We start from the raw sequence: 16,254 nt of genomic DNA, 5'->3' as shown, positions 1-16,254 counted from the left end.
GGAATGTTTACCTTATCAATCGATTACTTCCACCAGTGTGCGATTTGCCAGCCAAGCCGCGCCGCCACGCGTGCCGACCTGCCATCATTATCAAAGCGCGGATTAAATTCAACCACATCCACCGCCTGGAGCTTACCGCTGCGGCAAACAGGTTCAATCAATTTCAGCAGGGTCGTCAATGGCACGCCCAGCGCCGCAGGCGCCGATACGGCTGGCATCTCTCCTACGGGCAGGACGTCGAGATCGACAGTCAGATAGAGTTTATCCACCTCGCTGATAAACGCCGCCAGCTGAGCGTGGGCGTCATTACACTGCAAATCTTCCACCACCAGCACGTTGCGCTTGTGCGCCTCATCCCACAGCGCCTGGGTGTTTGCCGCCCGGCTAACGCCGATGCACGCATAGCGGAACTCACGCTGCTGCTGGTCGCAAAGCTGCGCCAGTTGACGAAACGGCGTGCCTGAGGTTGCCCGCCCGGCGTTACGCAGATCCAGATGCGCGTCGAGATTAATGATCCCTACCCGCTCGCCAGGGAATGCATCGAAAACGCCCGCCCCATGACCGAATGCCGTTTCGTGCCCGCCGCCAAGAACGAAGGTGCGCATCCCCGCCTGCTGACATTGACAGACCGCATCACGTAGTGCTTGCTGCGCCCCTTCCAGATCCGCTGTCGGGGCCAGCAGATTCCCCATATCCACCAGTCGCTCGTGTCCCGCGTGACTCGCCAGGTTAGCCAGCGCTGAACGCAGCGCGTCCGGCGCACCGGCGGCACCAGGACGCCCATGATTACGCTTGACCCCCTCATCGCAGGCAAAGCCGAGCAGCGCGATCTTGTCGCGGTATCGCTCTGGCGAAAACGTCAGGCTGCGATCGATCGTCTGAAACAGGCGCAGCGCGTTCGCGGCTTCGCCGCTGTCATCTCGCCCCCGCCACAGGTCAGGGGCAGCCGCTTCCCATTGTGTCATGTGATTTGTCCTCGAAATATGCGTAGATACAGCGGGTTGTGCCCAGGCTCATAGAGGATCTCCACCGGGTTTTGCGCATCCCAGACGTTAAAATCGGCAACGTAACCCGCCTTTAGCTGTCCGTGCGTCGCCTGGCGGCCCAGCGCCTGAGCGGCATGACGGGTGACGCCCGCCCATGCCTCTTCCGGCGTCAGTCCGAACTGAACGCAGGCCATGTTCATTGCCAGATGCAAGCTGATAAAGGGACTGGTGCCGGGGTTGAAATCGGTCGCCACCGCCATCGGTACCTGGTAACGGCGCAGTAACTCAACGGGCGGATGCTGCGTCTCTTTAAGGAAATAGAACGCCCCCGGCAGCAGTACGCCAACGGTGCCGCTGTGACGCATCGCGGCCACGCCCGCTTCATCAAGATATTCAATGTGATCCGCAGAAAGCCCATGATAGCGACTGACCAGTTGCGCTCCACCCAGCAGAGACAACTGCTCGACATGCCCTTTGACCGGAATGCCCGCCGCCTGCGCCGCGCGCAATACCCGCTCGCTTTGCGCCAGGGTAAAGCCCACGCTCTCACAGAACAGATCGACCGCTTCAAACAGCCCCTTTTCCCATAGCTGCGGCAGTATCGTTTCGCAGACGTGGGTGATATAGCCGTCAGGATTGTCCCGATACTCAACCGGCACGGCATGGGCCGCCAGCAGCGTGGGGCTGATTTCGATAAGGTTCTCTTCGGCCAGGCGGGCCGCGACGCGCAGCATCTTTTCTTCGGCTGTCGCATTCAGACCATAGCCGGATTTCACTTCCAGCAGCGTCACGCCCTCGCGCATCAGACGCGCGATCCGCGCCTGAGCAGAGGCTAAAAGCGCCTCCTCCGTCGCGGCACGCGTCGCCGTCACGGTGGCGTTAATCCCGCCGCCCTGCGCACTAATCTGCTGATAAGAAACGCCGTTCAACCGTTGCTCCCACTCGCTGGCGCGATTGCCGCCAAACACCAGATGAGTGTGACAATCAATCAACCCAGGCGTCACCAGACGTCCTTGCAGGTCATGCGTATTGGCATGCGCAGTCGGGAGTGAAGCCTCTGGCACAATCGCCAGCACCCTTCCCTTACGGATAATCAGCGCATGATGGTCCAGCATGCCATACGGTGCCGTCTGCGCCGGATCGAGCGTCGCCAGGCGCAGGTTTCGCCAGAGCGTATCATCAGGTAACAGGGGTTCCATGCTTTCTCCAGCTTGTCTTAGGTTGTATAGACATTTATTTGAGATCGCACGCGGGAAGTCAATCATCCCAGGCAAATATGTTATTTAATTGTGACTTTGACGGTACCCGAATCCGCGAGGAGGGGTTTAAAAACAACTTTTTAGCTTTTCACCTTTCTGTTTTGCTCAACTTAGTATAAAAAAGCAGGCTTCAATGGATACTTTTATAGCCCGGAGCAACTCGTGAACACATCATCAGTTTCCCGTCTGGCGCTGGCACTGGCTTTTGGCGTGACGCTGACCGCCTGTAGCTCTACCCCGCCGGATCAAATTCCTTCCGATCAAACCGCGCCAGGAACCTCCTCGCGCCCGATTTTATCGGCGAATGAAGCGCAGAATTTTGTCGCTAAAAACTATTTTTCTTCTCTGACGCCGAACACCGCGCCGTGGACGCCATCTTCAATTTCTCTGCCTGCGCAGCCTGACTTTGTGGTCGGCCCGGCCGGTACGCAAGGCGTTACCCACACCACCATTCAGGCGGCGGTGGATGCGGCGATCACTACGCGCACCAACAAACGTCAGTACATTGCGATTATGCCAGGTGAGTATCAGGGGACTGTTTATATCCCTGCGGCGCCAGGCAGCCTGACGCTGTACGGAACGGGTGAGAAACCGCTGGACGTGAAGATTGGCGCAGCAATTGACGGTGAAATGAGCACCGCTGACTGGCGTCATACGGTGAATCCGGGCGGGAAATATATGCCTGGTAAACCGGCCTGGTACATGTTTGACAACTGCCAGAGCAAACGCGGCGCGACTATCGGCGTGATGTGTTCAGCGGTATTGTGGTCACAGAATAATGGCCTGCAGTTACAGAATCTGACCGTTGAAAACAATCTTGGCGATAGCGTGGATGCGGGTAACCACCCGGCCGTTGCGCTGCGCACCGACGGTGACAAAGTTCAAATCAATAATGTGAACATTCTGGGCCGCCAGAACACCTTCTTTGTGACCAACAGCGGCGTGCAGAACCGTCTGGAAAATAATCGCCAACCGCGTACCCTGGTGACCAACAGCTATATCGAAGGTGATGTGGATATCGTTTCCGGTCGCGGCGCGGTGGTGTTCGATAACACCGACTTCCGCGTAGTGAACTCGCGTACTCAACAGGAAGCGTACGTCTTCGCGCCTGCAACGCTTGCGAACATTTATTACGGTTTCCTCGCCACCAACAGCCGCTTTACCGCCGCCGGTGACGGCGTGGCGCAGTTGGGTCGCGCACTGGATGTCGACGGCAACACCAACGGTCAGGTCGTGATCCGTGATAGCGTGATTAACGAGGGCTTTAACATGGCACAGCCGTGGGCTGACGCCGTGATCTCTAAACGTCCATTCGCGGGCAATACCGGGGCGAAGGATGATAAAGGCGAAACCCAGCGTAACCTGAACGACACCAACTTTAACCGCATGTGGGAATACAATAACCGCGGTGTGGGCAGCAAAGTCGTGGCTGCGCCGAAGCAGTAAGCATAAAAAAACCGGCATCACAGGATGCCGGTTTTTATTTATCGGTTGGCTAATAAGCGCCCCTATTAATACGCGTTAACCACCACCCACATCGGGCCCTGGCCTACCGCATAACGTCCCTTCTCCGTTAACAGCCCCTGCTCACCGGCAATCTCGTACACCGCGATATGGTGTGACTTCTGTCCGGCAGCAATCAGGTATTTCCCGCTATGGTCAACGTTGAAACCACGCGGCTGCGTTTCGGTTGGCTGGAAGCCTTCTTTGGTTAACACGCTGCCATCTTCTGAAACGCTGAACACGGTAATCAGGCTGGCGGTACGGTCACAGGCATACAGATGACGACCATCCGGCGTAATGTGAATGTCCGCCGCCCAGCGGGTGTCGGAGAAATCAGCTGGCATCATGTCCAGCGTTTGCACGCATTCGATATCACCGTGCGGATCTTTCAGTTCCCAGACGTCCACAGAGCTGTTGAGCTCGTTGACGCAGTAGGCATATTGCTGATTCGGGTGGAACGCCATATGGCGCGGACCGGCCCCTTCAACGGTGGTCACTTCCGCAGGCTCTTGTGCCACCAGCTTACCGTCATCGCTGAGGGTAAACAGGCAGATACGATCCTGCTTCAGCGCAGGCACCCACAGGGTGCGGTTGTCCGGGGAGATATTGGCGGAGTGACAGCCATCCATTCCCTCCACCACATCCACCACCCCAACCGGCAGGCCGTCTTCCATACGGGTGACGCTGACGTTACCCGCGTTATAGGAGCCAACAAAAACAAAACGGCCATGATGATCGGTTGAAATGTGTGTCGGGCTACCCGGCAGCGCGGATTCTGCGGCAAACGTCAGCGCACCATCATCCGGCGCAATCCGGTAAGCCAGTACGCGGAATTCAGGACGCACGCCCACGTAGAGATAACGTTTATCCGGGCTGACCACCATCGGCTGAACCTGCCCGGGCACATCAACCACCTGTACCAGCTTCAATGCGCCATCATGATTCAGGCTCCAGACATGGATCTGTTGGCTTTCAGGGCTGGCGGTATAAACGGTTTGCTTCATGAATGCTCCTCTGCTTTAGGCAACTGGCTGCAAAAATGGAATACAGCTTAACGTAGTCGCTTTTAACGGTGAATGCTGAATATACGCACAAAATTTTGCCTGCTCCCCGTCCCGGTGTACCATTCAGGCAGACAAAACTTCAATGTTAATCGGGATGACGATATGACCGCTCGCGTGATTGCCCTTGATTTAGATGGAACCTTGCTAACCCCGCAAAAAACCCTGCTCCCCTCGTCTGTCGAAGCACTGTCGCGCGCCAGGGAGGCAGGCTACCAACTTATCATCGTCACCGGGCGTCATCACGTCGCAATTCATCCTTTTTATCAGGCACTGGCACTGGATACACCTGCAATTTGCTGTAATGGCACCTATTTGTATGATTATCACGCAAAAAATGTTCTCGCAGCCGATCCCTTGCCGGTTAACCAGGCGCTACAGCTTATTACGCTGCTGGAAGCGCATCAGATTCACGGCCTGATGTATGTCGATGACGCCATGCTGTATGAGCACCCGACCGGCCATGTCATTCGCACCTCAAACTGGGCGCAGACGTTGCCGCCGGAACAGCGCCCGATCTTCACCCAGGTGCCTTCACTGGCGCAGGCGGCGCACGATGTCAACGCGGTGTGGAAGTTCGCTCTGACAGACGACGATATTCCTAAGCTGCAGCAATTTGGCAAGCATGTCGAAGAGCTGTTGGGCCTTGAGTGCGAATGGTCCTGGCACGATCAGGTCGATATCGCTCGTCAGGGTAACAGCAAAGGCAAACGCCTGACCCAGTGGGTTGAATCTCAGGGTGGGTCGATGGAAAACGTAATTGCCTTCGGGGATAACTACAACGACATCAGTATGCTGGAAGCGGCTGGTACCGGCGTGGCGATGGGCAATGCTGACGACGCAATCAAAGCACGCGCCAACGTCGTCATCGGCGATAACACCACCGACAGCATCGCGAAGTTCATCTATAGCCAGCTGCTGTAATCAGGCGGTTATCGATACACTCTTAATCTGCGCATACAGCCAGAGGCCAGCTTTGATCCCCAGTTCATCCCTGGCCCATGGGCTAATGCGCGCCCACAACGTTTTACCTCCCACCTCAAGCTGTACTTCCACTTGCCCGTTATCGTCGTAGCAGTGGATCACCTTCGCGCGCAGGATATTACGAATGCTGGTCTGCTGCGGCGGCTGTAGCACCAGCGAGACATCCGACGCCTGAATGCGAATGCGCAGCGAGGCCTGCAGCGGCTCATTGAGCTTATTGACCCATAGATGCTGATCACCCAGCGCCAGCGCCGTCATCGCGTAATGCGGATGATGCTCCAGTACGCTCACTTTCAGGATGCTGCTCTGCTGTTCTTTCGGCAGCCATGGATGCATCACGCTGCTCCCCCAGACCTCTTCCAGCGCGCCAAACGCCTTCACCTGACCGTCTTCCAGCACCATTACGTTATCGGCCAGATGGAGAATTTCATCGAGCGAGTGACTGACATAGAGCATGGGAATATTGATCTCCCGCGCCAGCCGTTGCAGATAGGGCAACAGTTCACGCTTACGCGGAATATCCAGCGAGGCGAGCGGTTCATCCAGGAGTAGCAGTTCCGGCGCGGTCAACAGCGCCCGGCCAATCGCCACACGTTGTTTTTCACCGCCGGAGAGGCCGCCCGGCAGTCTGTCGAGCAGAGGCTCAATACCCAATAGCGCCACCAGCTTATCGAACTGGCCGGCCATACTTTTCGCCATGCCGTAACGCAGGTTGCCGCGCACTTTATAATGGGGAAACAGGCGCGCATCCTGAAAAACGTAGCCTATCCGGCGTTTTTCCGGGGTCAGACAGATGTGGTTTTCCGTGTCATTCAGCACCCGTCCGTTGAGTACAATGCGCCCTTTCTGCGGTCGCGTCAGGCCACTGATGGCATTGATCAGCGAGGTTTTTCCAGAACCAGAGACGCCAAATATCGCGGTGATACCGCTGGCGGGCAGCGTTTCGTTGAGCGAGACGCAGTGGGTCCCCAGCGTCTGAGAGAAATTGAGTTCCAGCATAATTATCGCCCCGTCCGCTCACGGCTGAGTCGCGCCAGCCATTCAGAAATTAACAGCGAAATCAGCGCCAGTACGATGGAAATAAGACACAGCCTTGCCGCAGCGCTTTCACCGCCCGGCGTCTGAATCAGGGTATACATCGCCGAAGGAATGGTGCGGGTTTCGCCGGGAATATTGGAAACGAAGGTAATCGTCGCGCCAAACTCGCCGAGCGAACGGGCAAATGCCAGTACCGTCCCGACGATAATGCCAGGCAGCGTCAGCGGAAGGGTAATGGTGAAGAAGACGCGCCAGCGTCCCGCCCCTAGCGTCCGGGCGGCCTGCTCAAGCTTAAGATCCACCCCTTCCAGCGCAAGTCGGATAGCCCGCACCATCAGCGGAAAAGACATCACTGCCGCCGCCAGTACCGCGCCGCGCCAGCTGAAGGCAAAGGTTATGCCGAACCAGTCGTATAGCCACTGGCCGATAAATCCGCGCCGTCCCATCGAAATCAGCAGCAAATAACCGACCACCACCGGCGGTAATACCAGCGGCAGATGCAGTACGCTGTCCAGCAGGGCTTTGCCTGGGAAAGTGCAGCGCACCAGCAGCCAGGCAAAGAAGATCCCAAACGGCAAACTAAACAACACGGCCAGGGAAGACACTTTCAGGCTCAGAAGCACGGCCTGCCATTCAGGATCGGTCAATATCATTACTTGGTCGTAAATCCGTAACGTTTAAAGATTTCAGCAGCCTGCGGTCCTTTCAGGTAATCATAGAACGCGCTGACCGTGGCGTTTTTATGTCCATCAACAATCGCGATGGGGTACTCCACTTTTTTGTGCGAATCTTCCGGGAAGGTGGCCACGACGTTAACGCCTTTACTGGCAACCGCATCAGAGCCGTAAACAATGCCCAACGGCGCTTCGTTACGCTCGACCAGCGCCAGCGCGCCGCGCACATCTTCCGCCGGAGCCAGTTTCGGTGACAGCGTCTCCCAGGCCCCCAGTTTCTGCAGTGCTTCTTTCGCGTAGATCCCCGCCGGAACGTGTTCCGGGTCGCCTACCGCCAGACGTCCACCGTTCAGCAGCGTCGTCCAGCGGGTATTATTGTCAATCGTAAACGCTTTCTGCTCACTGGCTTTTGGCGCCACCACCACAAGGCTGTTGCCCAGCAGCGTCTGACGCGTTGCGGTATCAATCGCTTTCTTATCTACCGCGTAATCCATCCATTTCTGATCGGCAGAAATGAACAGATCTGCTGGCGCACCGGCTTCTATCTGGCGAGCCAGCGTGGAAGACGACGCAAAAGAGGAGACCACGTCGACATTCTTCTCTTTTTTATACTCTGCCGCGATATCCTGCATCGCATTAGTCAATGACGCTGCGGCAAACACGGTGATTTTCCCTTCATCCGCCAGCGTTTGTCCAGCAACCGACAATGATAAGGTTGCCCCAGCAAACAGGCGTAACCAGGTACGAGCCATTTGTAACTCCTTTGCATATCGTTATGTATTTATGAATATAACGATAAAGCAACGATTTTCCCAGAAGTTATTGATACCACTAAGAGGTTACGCAAAGAAAATATCGGCAGGAATAAGGAGAACTTGAGAAACAATCCCAATGGGGTGCGCACTGCATTGAGGCGCGACCAACAAAGATACGGTTTGAAAGATGAGAAAACAAAAACGCCCGACTGAGCGGGCGTTTGGGAAATCAATGATTCTGTCTGGACTGGTTTTTCTGACCGATACCGGAGAAAATGTTGAACACTTCACCGAGACCGTAAATCAGACCCAGGATGATGGCCATCACCACAGGTACCATGATTACGGCGAATACCAGACTTTTCAATAACTCTAACATGGTCAACTCCTGATATAGTCCTTGTAGTATTCTAACCGCATCACTGAGAAAAGCACTCCCCTTTTGTGCGGTCGGCTTTGCGTCTCTGCAGTTTTCCGTCACAATACCCTTTTTGCCAGGATCTTGTTATGCAAGCCGAAATCCTTCTTACCCTGAAACTTCAGCAAAAACTGTTCGCCGATCCCCGACGCATCTCTTTGCTCAAGCACATTGCGCTTTCCGGTTCCATTAGTCAGGGCGCGAAAGACGCAGGCGTCAGCTATAAGAGCGCCTGGGACGCCATTAATGAAATGAATCTTCTCAGCGAGCAAACGCTGGTCGAGCGTGCGACAGGCGGTAAAGGCGGCGGCGGTGCGGTGTTAACCCGCTACGGTCAGCGTCTGATCCAGCTCTACGATCTGCTGGCACAGATTCAGCAAAAAGCCTTCGATGTTTTAAGCGACGATGACGCGCTGCCGCTCAACAGCCTGCTGGCGGCCATCTCGCGTTTTTCTCTGCAGACCAGTGCGCGCAACCAGTGGTTTGGCACCATTACCGCCCGCGATCGCAATCAGGTGCAGCAGCATGTCGACGTGCTGTTAGCCGATGGCGAAACGCGACTGAAAGTGGCCATTACCGCCCAGAGCGGCGAGCGTTTAGGGCTTGATGAAGGCAAAGAGGTTCTCGTGCTGCTGAAAGCGCCGTGGGTGGGGATTACCCAGGACGACGCCATCGCCCAGGCGGCGGATAACCAGCTCCAGGGCATTATCAATCATATTGAACGCGGCACAGAGCAGTGTGAAGTACTGATGGCGCTACCGGACGGTCAGACGTTGTGCGCCACCGTGCCGCTAGACGCCGCCGCCACGCTGACGGAAGGCACGAACGTGACGGCGTATTTCAATGCCGACAGGGTAATTATCGCAACATTGTGCTAAGTATCGCCACCACGGTGATTACGGCGGGATGTTACCCGCCGTAAATTTTTCTTTGAAATTCATTACAGGATGAATAATTCCACCCGGCAAAAAACGACGTATCGTTGGCTATTTTTTGCTGGCGACAGAGGACAGTAAAAAGCTCATCGTACTCGCAATCCCCTCTTTTTATTGCGGAATACGGAGCAAAATATGTCAGACTTATCAGAGTGGCAGACACTCGCCAACAAGGAGCTCAGCCGGCGGAATAAAACCGTCGAGTCGCTGGTCACACAGACAGCGGAAGGCATTGCCATCAAGCCGCTGTACACCGAAGCCGACCTCGATAAACTGGAGGTTACCGGCACCCTTCCCGGCCTGCCGCCTTACGTTCGCGGCCCACGCGCTACCATGTATACCGCGCAACCGTGGACCATTCGTCAGTACGCTGGCTTCTCTACCGCCAAAGAATCTAACGCCTTCTATCGTCGCAACCTTGCCGCCGGGCAAAAAGGCCTTTCTGTCGCCTTCGATCTCGCCACCCACCGCGGCTATGATTCCGATAATCCACGCGTCGCAGGCGATGTCGGGAAGGCCGGTGTGGCTATCGATACCGTTGAAGACATGAAGATACTGTTCGACCAGATCCCGCTGGATAAGATGTCGGTATCAATGACCATGAACGGCGCGGTGCTGCCAGTAATGGCTTTTTATATCGTGGCCGCAGAAGAGCAAGGCGTTTCGCCGGAACAGCTTACCGGCACCATTCAGAACGATATTCTGAAAGAGTACCTGTGCCGTAACACTTACATTTACCCGCCGAAACCCTCCATGCGCATTATCGCCGACATCATCGCCTGGTGTTCGGGCAACATGCCACGCTTTAATACCATCAGCATCAGCGGCTACCATATGGGCGAAGCAGGCGCCAACTGCGTGCAACAGGTCGCTTTTACCCTGGCGGATGGTATTGAATACATCAAAGCCGCCCTTTCAGCCGGGCTGAACATTGATGACTTTGCGCCCCGCCTTTCGTTCTTCTTTGGCATCGGCATGGATCTGTTCATGAACGTCGCCATGCTGCGCGCGGCGCGTTATCTGTGGAGCGAAGCGGTGAGCGGCTTCGGCGCAGCAGACCCGAAATCGTTAGCCCTTCGTACCCACTGCCAGACTTCCGGCTGGAGCCTGACCGAACAGGATCCCTATAACAACGTGATCCGTACCACTATCGAAGCGCTCGGCGCCACGCTTGGCGGCACCCAGTCACTCCATACCAACGCCTTTGACGAAGCACTCGGTCTGCCCACCGACTTTTCTGCCCGCATCGCGCGTAACACGCAAATCATCCTGCAAGAGGAATCAGAAATCTGCCGCACCGTGGATCCGCTGGCTGGCTCTTACTATGTGGAGTCGTTGACCGATCACATTGTTAAACAGGCGCGGGCCATCATCCAGCAGATCGACGACGCGGGCGGGATGGCAAAGGCTATCGAAGCCGGGTTACCGAAACGGATGATTGAAGAAGCGTCTGCCCGCGAGCAATCACTGATCGACCAGGGCAAACGCGTCATTGTCGGCGTCAACAAATACAAGCTGGAAAAAGAGGACGACACGACCGTCCTGGAGATCGACAACGTCAAGGTGCGCAACGAGCAGATCGCCTCTCTGACGCGGATCCGCGCGACCCGCGATGATGCCGCCGTTCACGCGGCGCTGGCGTCGTTGACTCACGCCGCATTGCATCATGAAAACCTGTTGGCCGCCGCCGTGAACGCCGCACGCGTCCGCGCCACGCTGGGTGAGATCTCCGACGCGCTGGAGTCGGCGTTTGACCGTTATCTGGTGCCTAGCCAGTGCGTCACTGGGGTGATTGCGCAGAGCTACCATCAGTCCAACCAATCGGCCTGCGAGTTTGACGCCATTGTTGCGCAAACAGAGCAGTTCCTGGCAGACCGCGGTCGTCGTCCGCGCATTTTGATCGCCAAAATGGGTCAGGATGGTCACGATCGCGGCGCAAAAGTGATCGCCAGCGCCTATTCCGATCTCGGCTTCGATGTCGATCTCAGCCCGATGTTCTCCACTCCGGAAGAGATCGCCCGCCTGGCGGTAGAAAACGATGTACACGTCGTCGGCGCCTCATCGCTCGCGGCCGGTCATAAAACGCTCATCCCGGAACTGGTCGACGCGTTGAAAAAATGGGGACGCGACGATATCTGCGTGGTCGCTGGCGGCGTGATCCCTCCCCAGGATTACGCCTTCCTGGAGGAGCGCGGCGTGGCGGCCATTTATGGACCCGGCACTCCAATGCTGGAAAGCGTACGCGACGTACTGAAACGGATAAGTCAGCATCATGATTAGTGAATCCACGCTGGCTGACACCGTGCGGCGATTACGCCAGGCCGAGCGGGCGACGCTCGCCCAGGCCATGACGCTGATTGAAAGTCAGCACCCTCGTCACCAGGCGCTGAGCGCACAACTGCTGGATGCCATAATGCCTTTCACCGGCAACGCGCTGCGTCTGGGGATCACGGGTACGCCGGGGGCCGGGAAAAGCACCTTTCTGGAGGCTTTCGGTACGCGACTGATCCGCGACGGACTGCGCGTGGCGGTGATTGCCGTCGACCCCAGCAGTCCGATCAGCGGTGGCAGCATCCTTGGCGACAAAACGCGGATGACCGAACTGGCGCGATCGGATGCCGCCTTCATCCGTCCGGCCCCCTCCCGCGGGCATCTGGGTGGAGCCTGTCTGCATGCACGAGAGCTGGGGCTGTTGTGCGAAGCGGCGGGCTTCGACGTTGTGATTATCGAAACCGTCGGCGTTGGACAATCGGAAACAGAAATTGCCCAGATCGTGGACTGCTTTGTGTCGTTACAGATAGCCGGCGGCGGCGACGACCTGCAGGGCATCAAAAAAGGGATCATGGAAATGGCGGACGTGATTGTCATCAACAAGGATGACGGGGAAAACCATAACCGTGTCGCCATCGCCCGCCATATGTACGAAAGCGCACTGCATATTGTGCGGCATAAATATGCCGAGTGGCAGCCGCAGGTATTGACCTGTAGCGCGCTGGAAAAACGCGGGATTGACGAGGTCTGGCAGACCATCTGCGATTTCAGAACACAGATGACCTCCAGCGGACGGCTGCAACAGGTGCGCCAGTTGCAGGAAATTGCCTGGTTGAAAAAGCAGACGGAAGCCGAGGCGTTGCGATTGCTGTTCTCCCGTGACGACTTCGACCGCTACTACCACCTGACGCAGCAGGCCGTCAAAAACAACCGTCTCTCGCCGCGCGCTGGCCTTCAGCGAATCAGCGAATACCTTCAGAATCATTACTTTGCATAAAGAGAAAAATATGTCTTATCAATACGTTAATGTTGTTATCATCCGTAAAGTGGCGGTCATTGAGTTCAACTATGCCCGCAAACTGAACGCCCTGAGCAAAGTCTTTATTGACGATCTCATGCTGGCGCTCAGCGATCTCAATCGCCCGGATATTCGCTGTATTATCCTGCGTGCGCCCAGCGGCGCGAAGGTCTTCTCCGCCGGTCATGACATTCATGAACTTCCCTCCGGACGTCGCGATCCGCTCTCTTATGACGATCCGCTGCGCCAGATCACCCGCATGATTCAGAAGTACCCCAAACCGGTGATCTCCATGGTCGAAGGCAGCGTCTGGGGAGGGGCGTTTGAGATGATCATGAGCTCCGATCTGATCATCGCTGCCAGTACCTCCACGTTCTCCATGACCCCGGTCAACCTTGGCGTTCCATACAATCTGGTCGGGATCCACAACCTGACCCGCGATGCGGGTTTCCATATCGTCAAAGAGCTGATCTTCACCGCGTCCCCTATCACCGCACAGCGCGCGATGGCGGTCGGCATTCTCAACCATGTCGTCGCCGCCGAAGAGCTGGAGGATTTCACGTTGCAGATGGCGCACCATATCTCGGAAAAAGCGCCGCTGGCCATTGCCGTGATCAAGGAAGAGCTACGCGTGCTTGGCGAAGCGCACACCATGAATTCCGATGAGTTCGAACGTATTCAGGGGATGCGCCGCGCCGTTTACGACAGCGAAGATTATCAGGAAGGGATGAACGCGTTTATGAATAAACGTAAACCCAATTTTGTGGGCCATTGATACCAGGAAGGGACAAGATATGAAAGACCCCTGGACACGGATGAGCGCCGACGACGCCGCGCAGGTCATTGAGCACAATGCGATGGTTGCTTTCAGCGGCTTTACCCCCGCCGGTTCGCCCAAAGCACTCCCTGCGGCTATCGCCCGCCGCGCCAGCGAACTGCATCAGGCGCAACAACCGTTTCAGATTCGGTTATTGACGGGAGCGTCTATTGGCGCTGCCGCCGATGATGCGCTGTCTGAGGCTGACGCCATTTCATGGCGTGCGCCCTATCAGACGTCAGGCAGCCTTCGGCAAAAAATCAATCAGGGTCAGGTTCGATTTGTAGACCTGCATCTGAGTGAAGTGGCGCAGATGGTAAACTATGGTTTCTTTGGTGAGATTGACGTCGCGGTGATTGAAGCCTCGGCGATCGCGCCTGACGGACGAGTCTGGCTCACCAGCGGGATCGGCAATGCGCCCACCTGGCTACTGCGGGCGAAGAAAGTCATCATTGAGCTGAATCACTACCATAACCCACGCGTCGCTGAACTGGCTGATATCGTCATTCCCGGCGCACCGCCGCGTCGCAACAGCGTCCCCATTTTTCATGCGATGGATCGCGTGGGCGCCCGGTATGTGCAGATTGATCCCATCAAGATTATTGCGGTGGTCGATACAGAACTCCCCGACGGCGGAAACGTGCTGGATAACGCCAATCCTGTCTGCCAGCAAATCGCCGATAACGTCGTAACGTTTCTTCTGGAAGAAATGGCGCATGGGCGGATCCCCGCGGAGTTTCTGCCGCTGCAAAGCGGGGTGGGTAATATCAATAATGCCGTGATGGCGCGACTGGGTGAAAATCCGGATATTCCGTCTTTTATGATGTATTCGGAGGTGTTACAGGAGTCTGTCGTTCATCTACTGGAAACGGGAAAAATCACCGGAGCCAGCGCCTCCAGTCTGACGGTATCCGCCGATTCCTTGCGAAAGATTTATGACAATATGGACTTCTTCGCCAGCCGTATTGTGCTTCGCCCACAGGAGATCTCGAATAATCCGGAAATTATTCGCCGTCTTGGCGTAATAGCCCTTAATGTCGGGCTGGAGTTTGATATCTACGGCCATGCCAACTCAACGCACGTGGCTGGCGTGAATCTAATGAACGGCATTGGCGGCAGCGGTGATTTTGAGCGCAACGCCTACCTGTCTATCTTTATGGCACCATCCATCGCCAAAGGCGGCAAGATTTCCACTATCGTCCCCATGTGCAGTCACGTTGATCACAGCGAGCACAGCGTGAAGGTGATCATCACAGAACAGGGGATCGCCGATCTGCGGGGACTCTCACCGCTACAACGGGCGCACACGATCATCGACAACTGTGCGCATCCTCTCTATCAGGACTATCTACATCGCTATCTCGCCAGTGCGCCTGGCGGGCACATTCATCACGATCTCAACCACGTGTTCGATCTGCACCGTAATCTGATTGAACGCGGTTCGATGCTCGGCTAAGCCATCTCTGCGCCACGATCTTCCGCAATATGCTGAAGCATCGTGGCGGTATAGCGGTGGTTTTTCAGGGAGTAAAGGTACTCCTGCATATACATCGTACCGCCGGGCGCATCGAAATACTTCAACGTTGCCGGATTCACCAGACGCCAGGCAAACCAGGGGATCACGGTCAGAAACTGCCCGCGCTCTACCGCGCTTATCTTCGCCATAAAGCTGTAGGGACGATAGATGATCGTTGGGTTAATACCGCATGGCCGCATATGCGCTTCCAGTATCGCTTCAAAATTGGCCCGATTCTGAAAGCGCATTTGCAACCAGGGCAGTTCACGCAAAAGCGTCTGCGGCTGTTTATCCTCGTAGCGACGGGAAACAAGAAACCCCAGACGCAAAGGCTTCAACTCACTGATGGTCAGATTATCCAGCTCCTGCACGCGAGCCGAAACATACTGTGGCGAAATGATAAAATCGAGCTGGCGGCTAAACAAGTCATCAATGACTTCATTCTCGCTGAACTCAACGGACTTTACGGTCACGCCGTCATACTTATCGCCCAGGCTAATCAACTGGTCGAAAATAATCGTTGGGTAGGTGTTGTCGACGCCAATGACTATGTTGCGCGAACCACGTGCAGCGTGATGAATTTCATTATCGATTGCCGACAAGGACTGATAAATCGGAAAAAGTTTCTGGTACAACTCCTGCCCGGCCTTGTTCAGGCTTATGCTGTTGTCTTTACGGGTAAACAGCGTATAGCCAATTTGATCTTCCAGCGCAGAAATGCTTTTACCAAATGGCGATGCCGTCATGTGTATTTTCTCAGCCGCTCTGGCGATATTATTGGTTTGCGCCAACAGGATGAAATTACGCATTTTTTTCGAGATAAAAACATCCATAAAACACTCCATTATTCATCGCCATGACATCTCAACTGGCTGCGAAAAAATACTGGATAACGCGTCACCCTTTTTTGCAGTTGTTCACAAAACAGCGATAGTTCTGTTGCCGCAACCGCCGCACGGCACAGATATCGACATCGATATTTAAGCGCTGTTTTTTATCCGCAGTCGTGCTAATCACAT

15 protein-coding genes are annotated in these 16,254 nt (G+C 55.7%); 7 read left to right on the top strand and 8 right to left on the bottom strand.

Translation table 11 applies throughout. From position 1 onward, the window contains the following. Positions 1-23 precede the first annotated feature (23 nt). Both hutG and hutI read right to left on the bottom strand, forming a co-directional pair. Entirely contained in the window at positions 24-965 is a 942-nt protein-coding gene (gene hutG / locus ACQ0PY_RS07820; protein ID WP_109740026.1) for a formimidoylglutamase, read from the bottom strand. Beyond that, complete coding sequence (gene hutI, locus ACQ0PY_RS07815) at positions 962-2,185, bottom strand: imidazolonepropionase (protein WP_109740025.1); 1,224 nt, start codon at positions 2,183-2,185, stop codon at positions 962-964. The genes hutG and hutI overlap by 4 nt, the downstream gene beginning before the upstream one ends. Positions 2,186-2,407: 222 nt before the next feature. On the opposite strand from hutI, the gene ACQ0PY_RS07810 reads away from it, so the two are divergent. Further along, positions 2,408-3,691: a putative acyl-CoA thioester hydrolase gene (locus ACQ0PY_RS07810; RefSeq protein WP_043001316.1), complete on the top strand. Its 1,284-nt coding sequence runs from the start codon at positions 2,408-2,410 to the stop codon at positions 3,689-3,691. Positions 3,692-3,756: 65 nt separating this feature from the next. On the opposite strand, the gene pgl is transcribed toward ACQ0PY_RS07810, so the two are convergent. Further along, positions 3,757-4,752 carry a 6-phosphogluconolactonase gene (pgl, locus tag ACQ0PY_RS07805; RefSeq protein WP_104446163.1) on the bottom strand — a complete coding sequence of 332 codons (996 nt, stop codon included), beginning with the start codon at positions 4,750-4,752 and terminating at the stop codon, positions 3,757-3,759. Between the two features lie 162 nt (positions 4,753-4,914). Between pgl and ACQ0PY_RS07800 the strand changes: the two genes are divergently transcribed. Continuing rightward, complete coding sequence (locus ACQ0PY_RS07800) at positions 4,915-5,733, top strand: pyridoxal phosphatase (protein WP_043001318.1); 819 nt, start codon at positions 4,915-4,917, stop codon at positions 5,731-5,733. Here ACQ0PY_RS07800 and modC read toward each other — a convergent pair whose 3' ends face one another. The 4 genes from modC to ACQ0PY_RS07780 all read right to left on the bottom strand — a co-directional run bounded on the left by modC (position 5,734) and on the right by ACQ0PY_RS07780 (position 8,639). Next, positions 5,734-6,792, bottom strand: a complete 1,059-nt coding sequence (modC, locus tag ACQ0PY_RS07795) for a molybdenum ABC transporter ATP-binding protein ModC (RefSeq protein ID WP_043001319.1) — start codon at positions 6,790-6,792, stop codon at positions 5,734-5,736. A gap of 2 nt (positions 6,793-6,794) precedes the next feature. After that, positions 6,795-7,484, bottom strand: a complete 690-nt coding sequence (gene modB / locus ACQ0PY_RS07790; protein ID WP_044328845.1) for a molybdate ABC transporter permease subunit — start codon at positions 7,482-7,484, stop codon at positions 6,795-6,797. After that, entirely contained in the window at positions 7,484-8,257 is a 774-nt protein-coding gene (modA, locus tag ACQ0PY_RS07785; protein WP_043001321.1) for a molybdate ABC transporter substrate-binding protein, read from the bottom strand. Before modA ends, modB begins: the two co-directional genes overlap by 1 nt. Positions 8,258-8,489: 232 nt before the next feature. Continuing rightward, positions 8,490-8,639, bottom strand: coding sequence for an AcrZ family multidrug efflux pump-associated protein (locus ACQ0PY_RS07780; RefSeq protein WP_043001322.1), 150 nt, complete (start codon positions 8,637-8,639; stop codon positions 8,490-8,492). Positions 8,640-8,767: 128 nt separating this feature from the next. Here ACQ0PY_RS07780 and modE point away from each other — a divergent pair, with 128 nt between their 5' ends. From modE to scpC, 5 genes are all read left to right on the top strand, one after another. Beyond that, a complete protein-coding gene (gene modE, locus ACQ0PY_RS07775; RefSeq protein ID WP_109740024.1) occupies positions 8,768-9,556 on the top strand; it encodes a molybdenum-dependent transcriptional regulator in 789 nt (262 codons plus the stop codon). 192 nt (positions 9,557-9,748) lie between these two features. After that, a complete protein-coding gene (gene scpA / locus ACQ0PY_RS07770; protein WP_044256503.1) occupies positions 9,749-11,893 on the top strand; it encodes a methylmalonyl-CoA mutase in 2,145 nt (714 codons plus the stop codon). Further along, positions 11,886-12,881: a methylmalonyl Co-A mutase-associated GTPase MeaB gene (gene meaB / locus ACQ0PY_RS07765; RefSeq protein ID WP_044256505.1), complete on the top strand. Its 996-nt coding sequence runs from the start codon at positions 11,886-11,888 to the stop codon at positions 12,879-12,881. Before scpA ends, meaB begins: the two co-directional genes overlap by 8 nt. Positions 12,882-12,891: 10 nt before the next feature. Further along, entirely contained in the window at positions 12,892-13,677 is a 786-nt protein-coding gene (scpB, locus tag ACQ0PY_RS07760) for a methylmalonyl-CoA decarboxylase (RefSeq protein WP_044256718.1), read from the top strand. Positions 13,678-13,696: 19 nt separating this feature from the next. Then, positions 13,697-15,175: a succinyl-CoA:acetate CoA-transferase ScpC gene (gene scpC / locus ACQ0PY_RS07755; RefSeq protein WP_044268028.1), complete on the top strand. Its 1,479-nt coding sequence runs from the start codon at positions 13,697-13,699 to the stop codon at positions 15,173-15,175. Here the strand turns inward: scpC and srsR are convergent. Then, a complete protein-coding gene (gene srsR, locus ACQ0PY_RS07750) occupies positions 15,172-16,068 on the bottom strand; it encodes a LysR family transcriptional regulator SrsR (RefSeq protein WP_044256509.1) in 897 nt (298 codons plus the stop codon). The genes scpC and srsR overlap by 4 nt on opposite strands. Between the last annotated feature and the right edge of the window lie 186 nt (positions 16,069-16,254).

Source organism: Citrobacter sp. LST-B2 (assembly GCF_057983045.1).
Note: the sequence above shows the minus strand (reverse complement) of the source record. Positions and strands in the feature narration are given on the sequence as shown.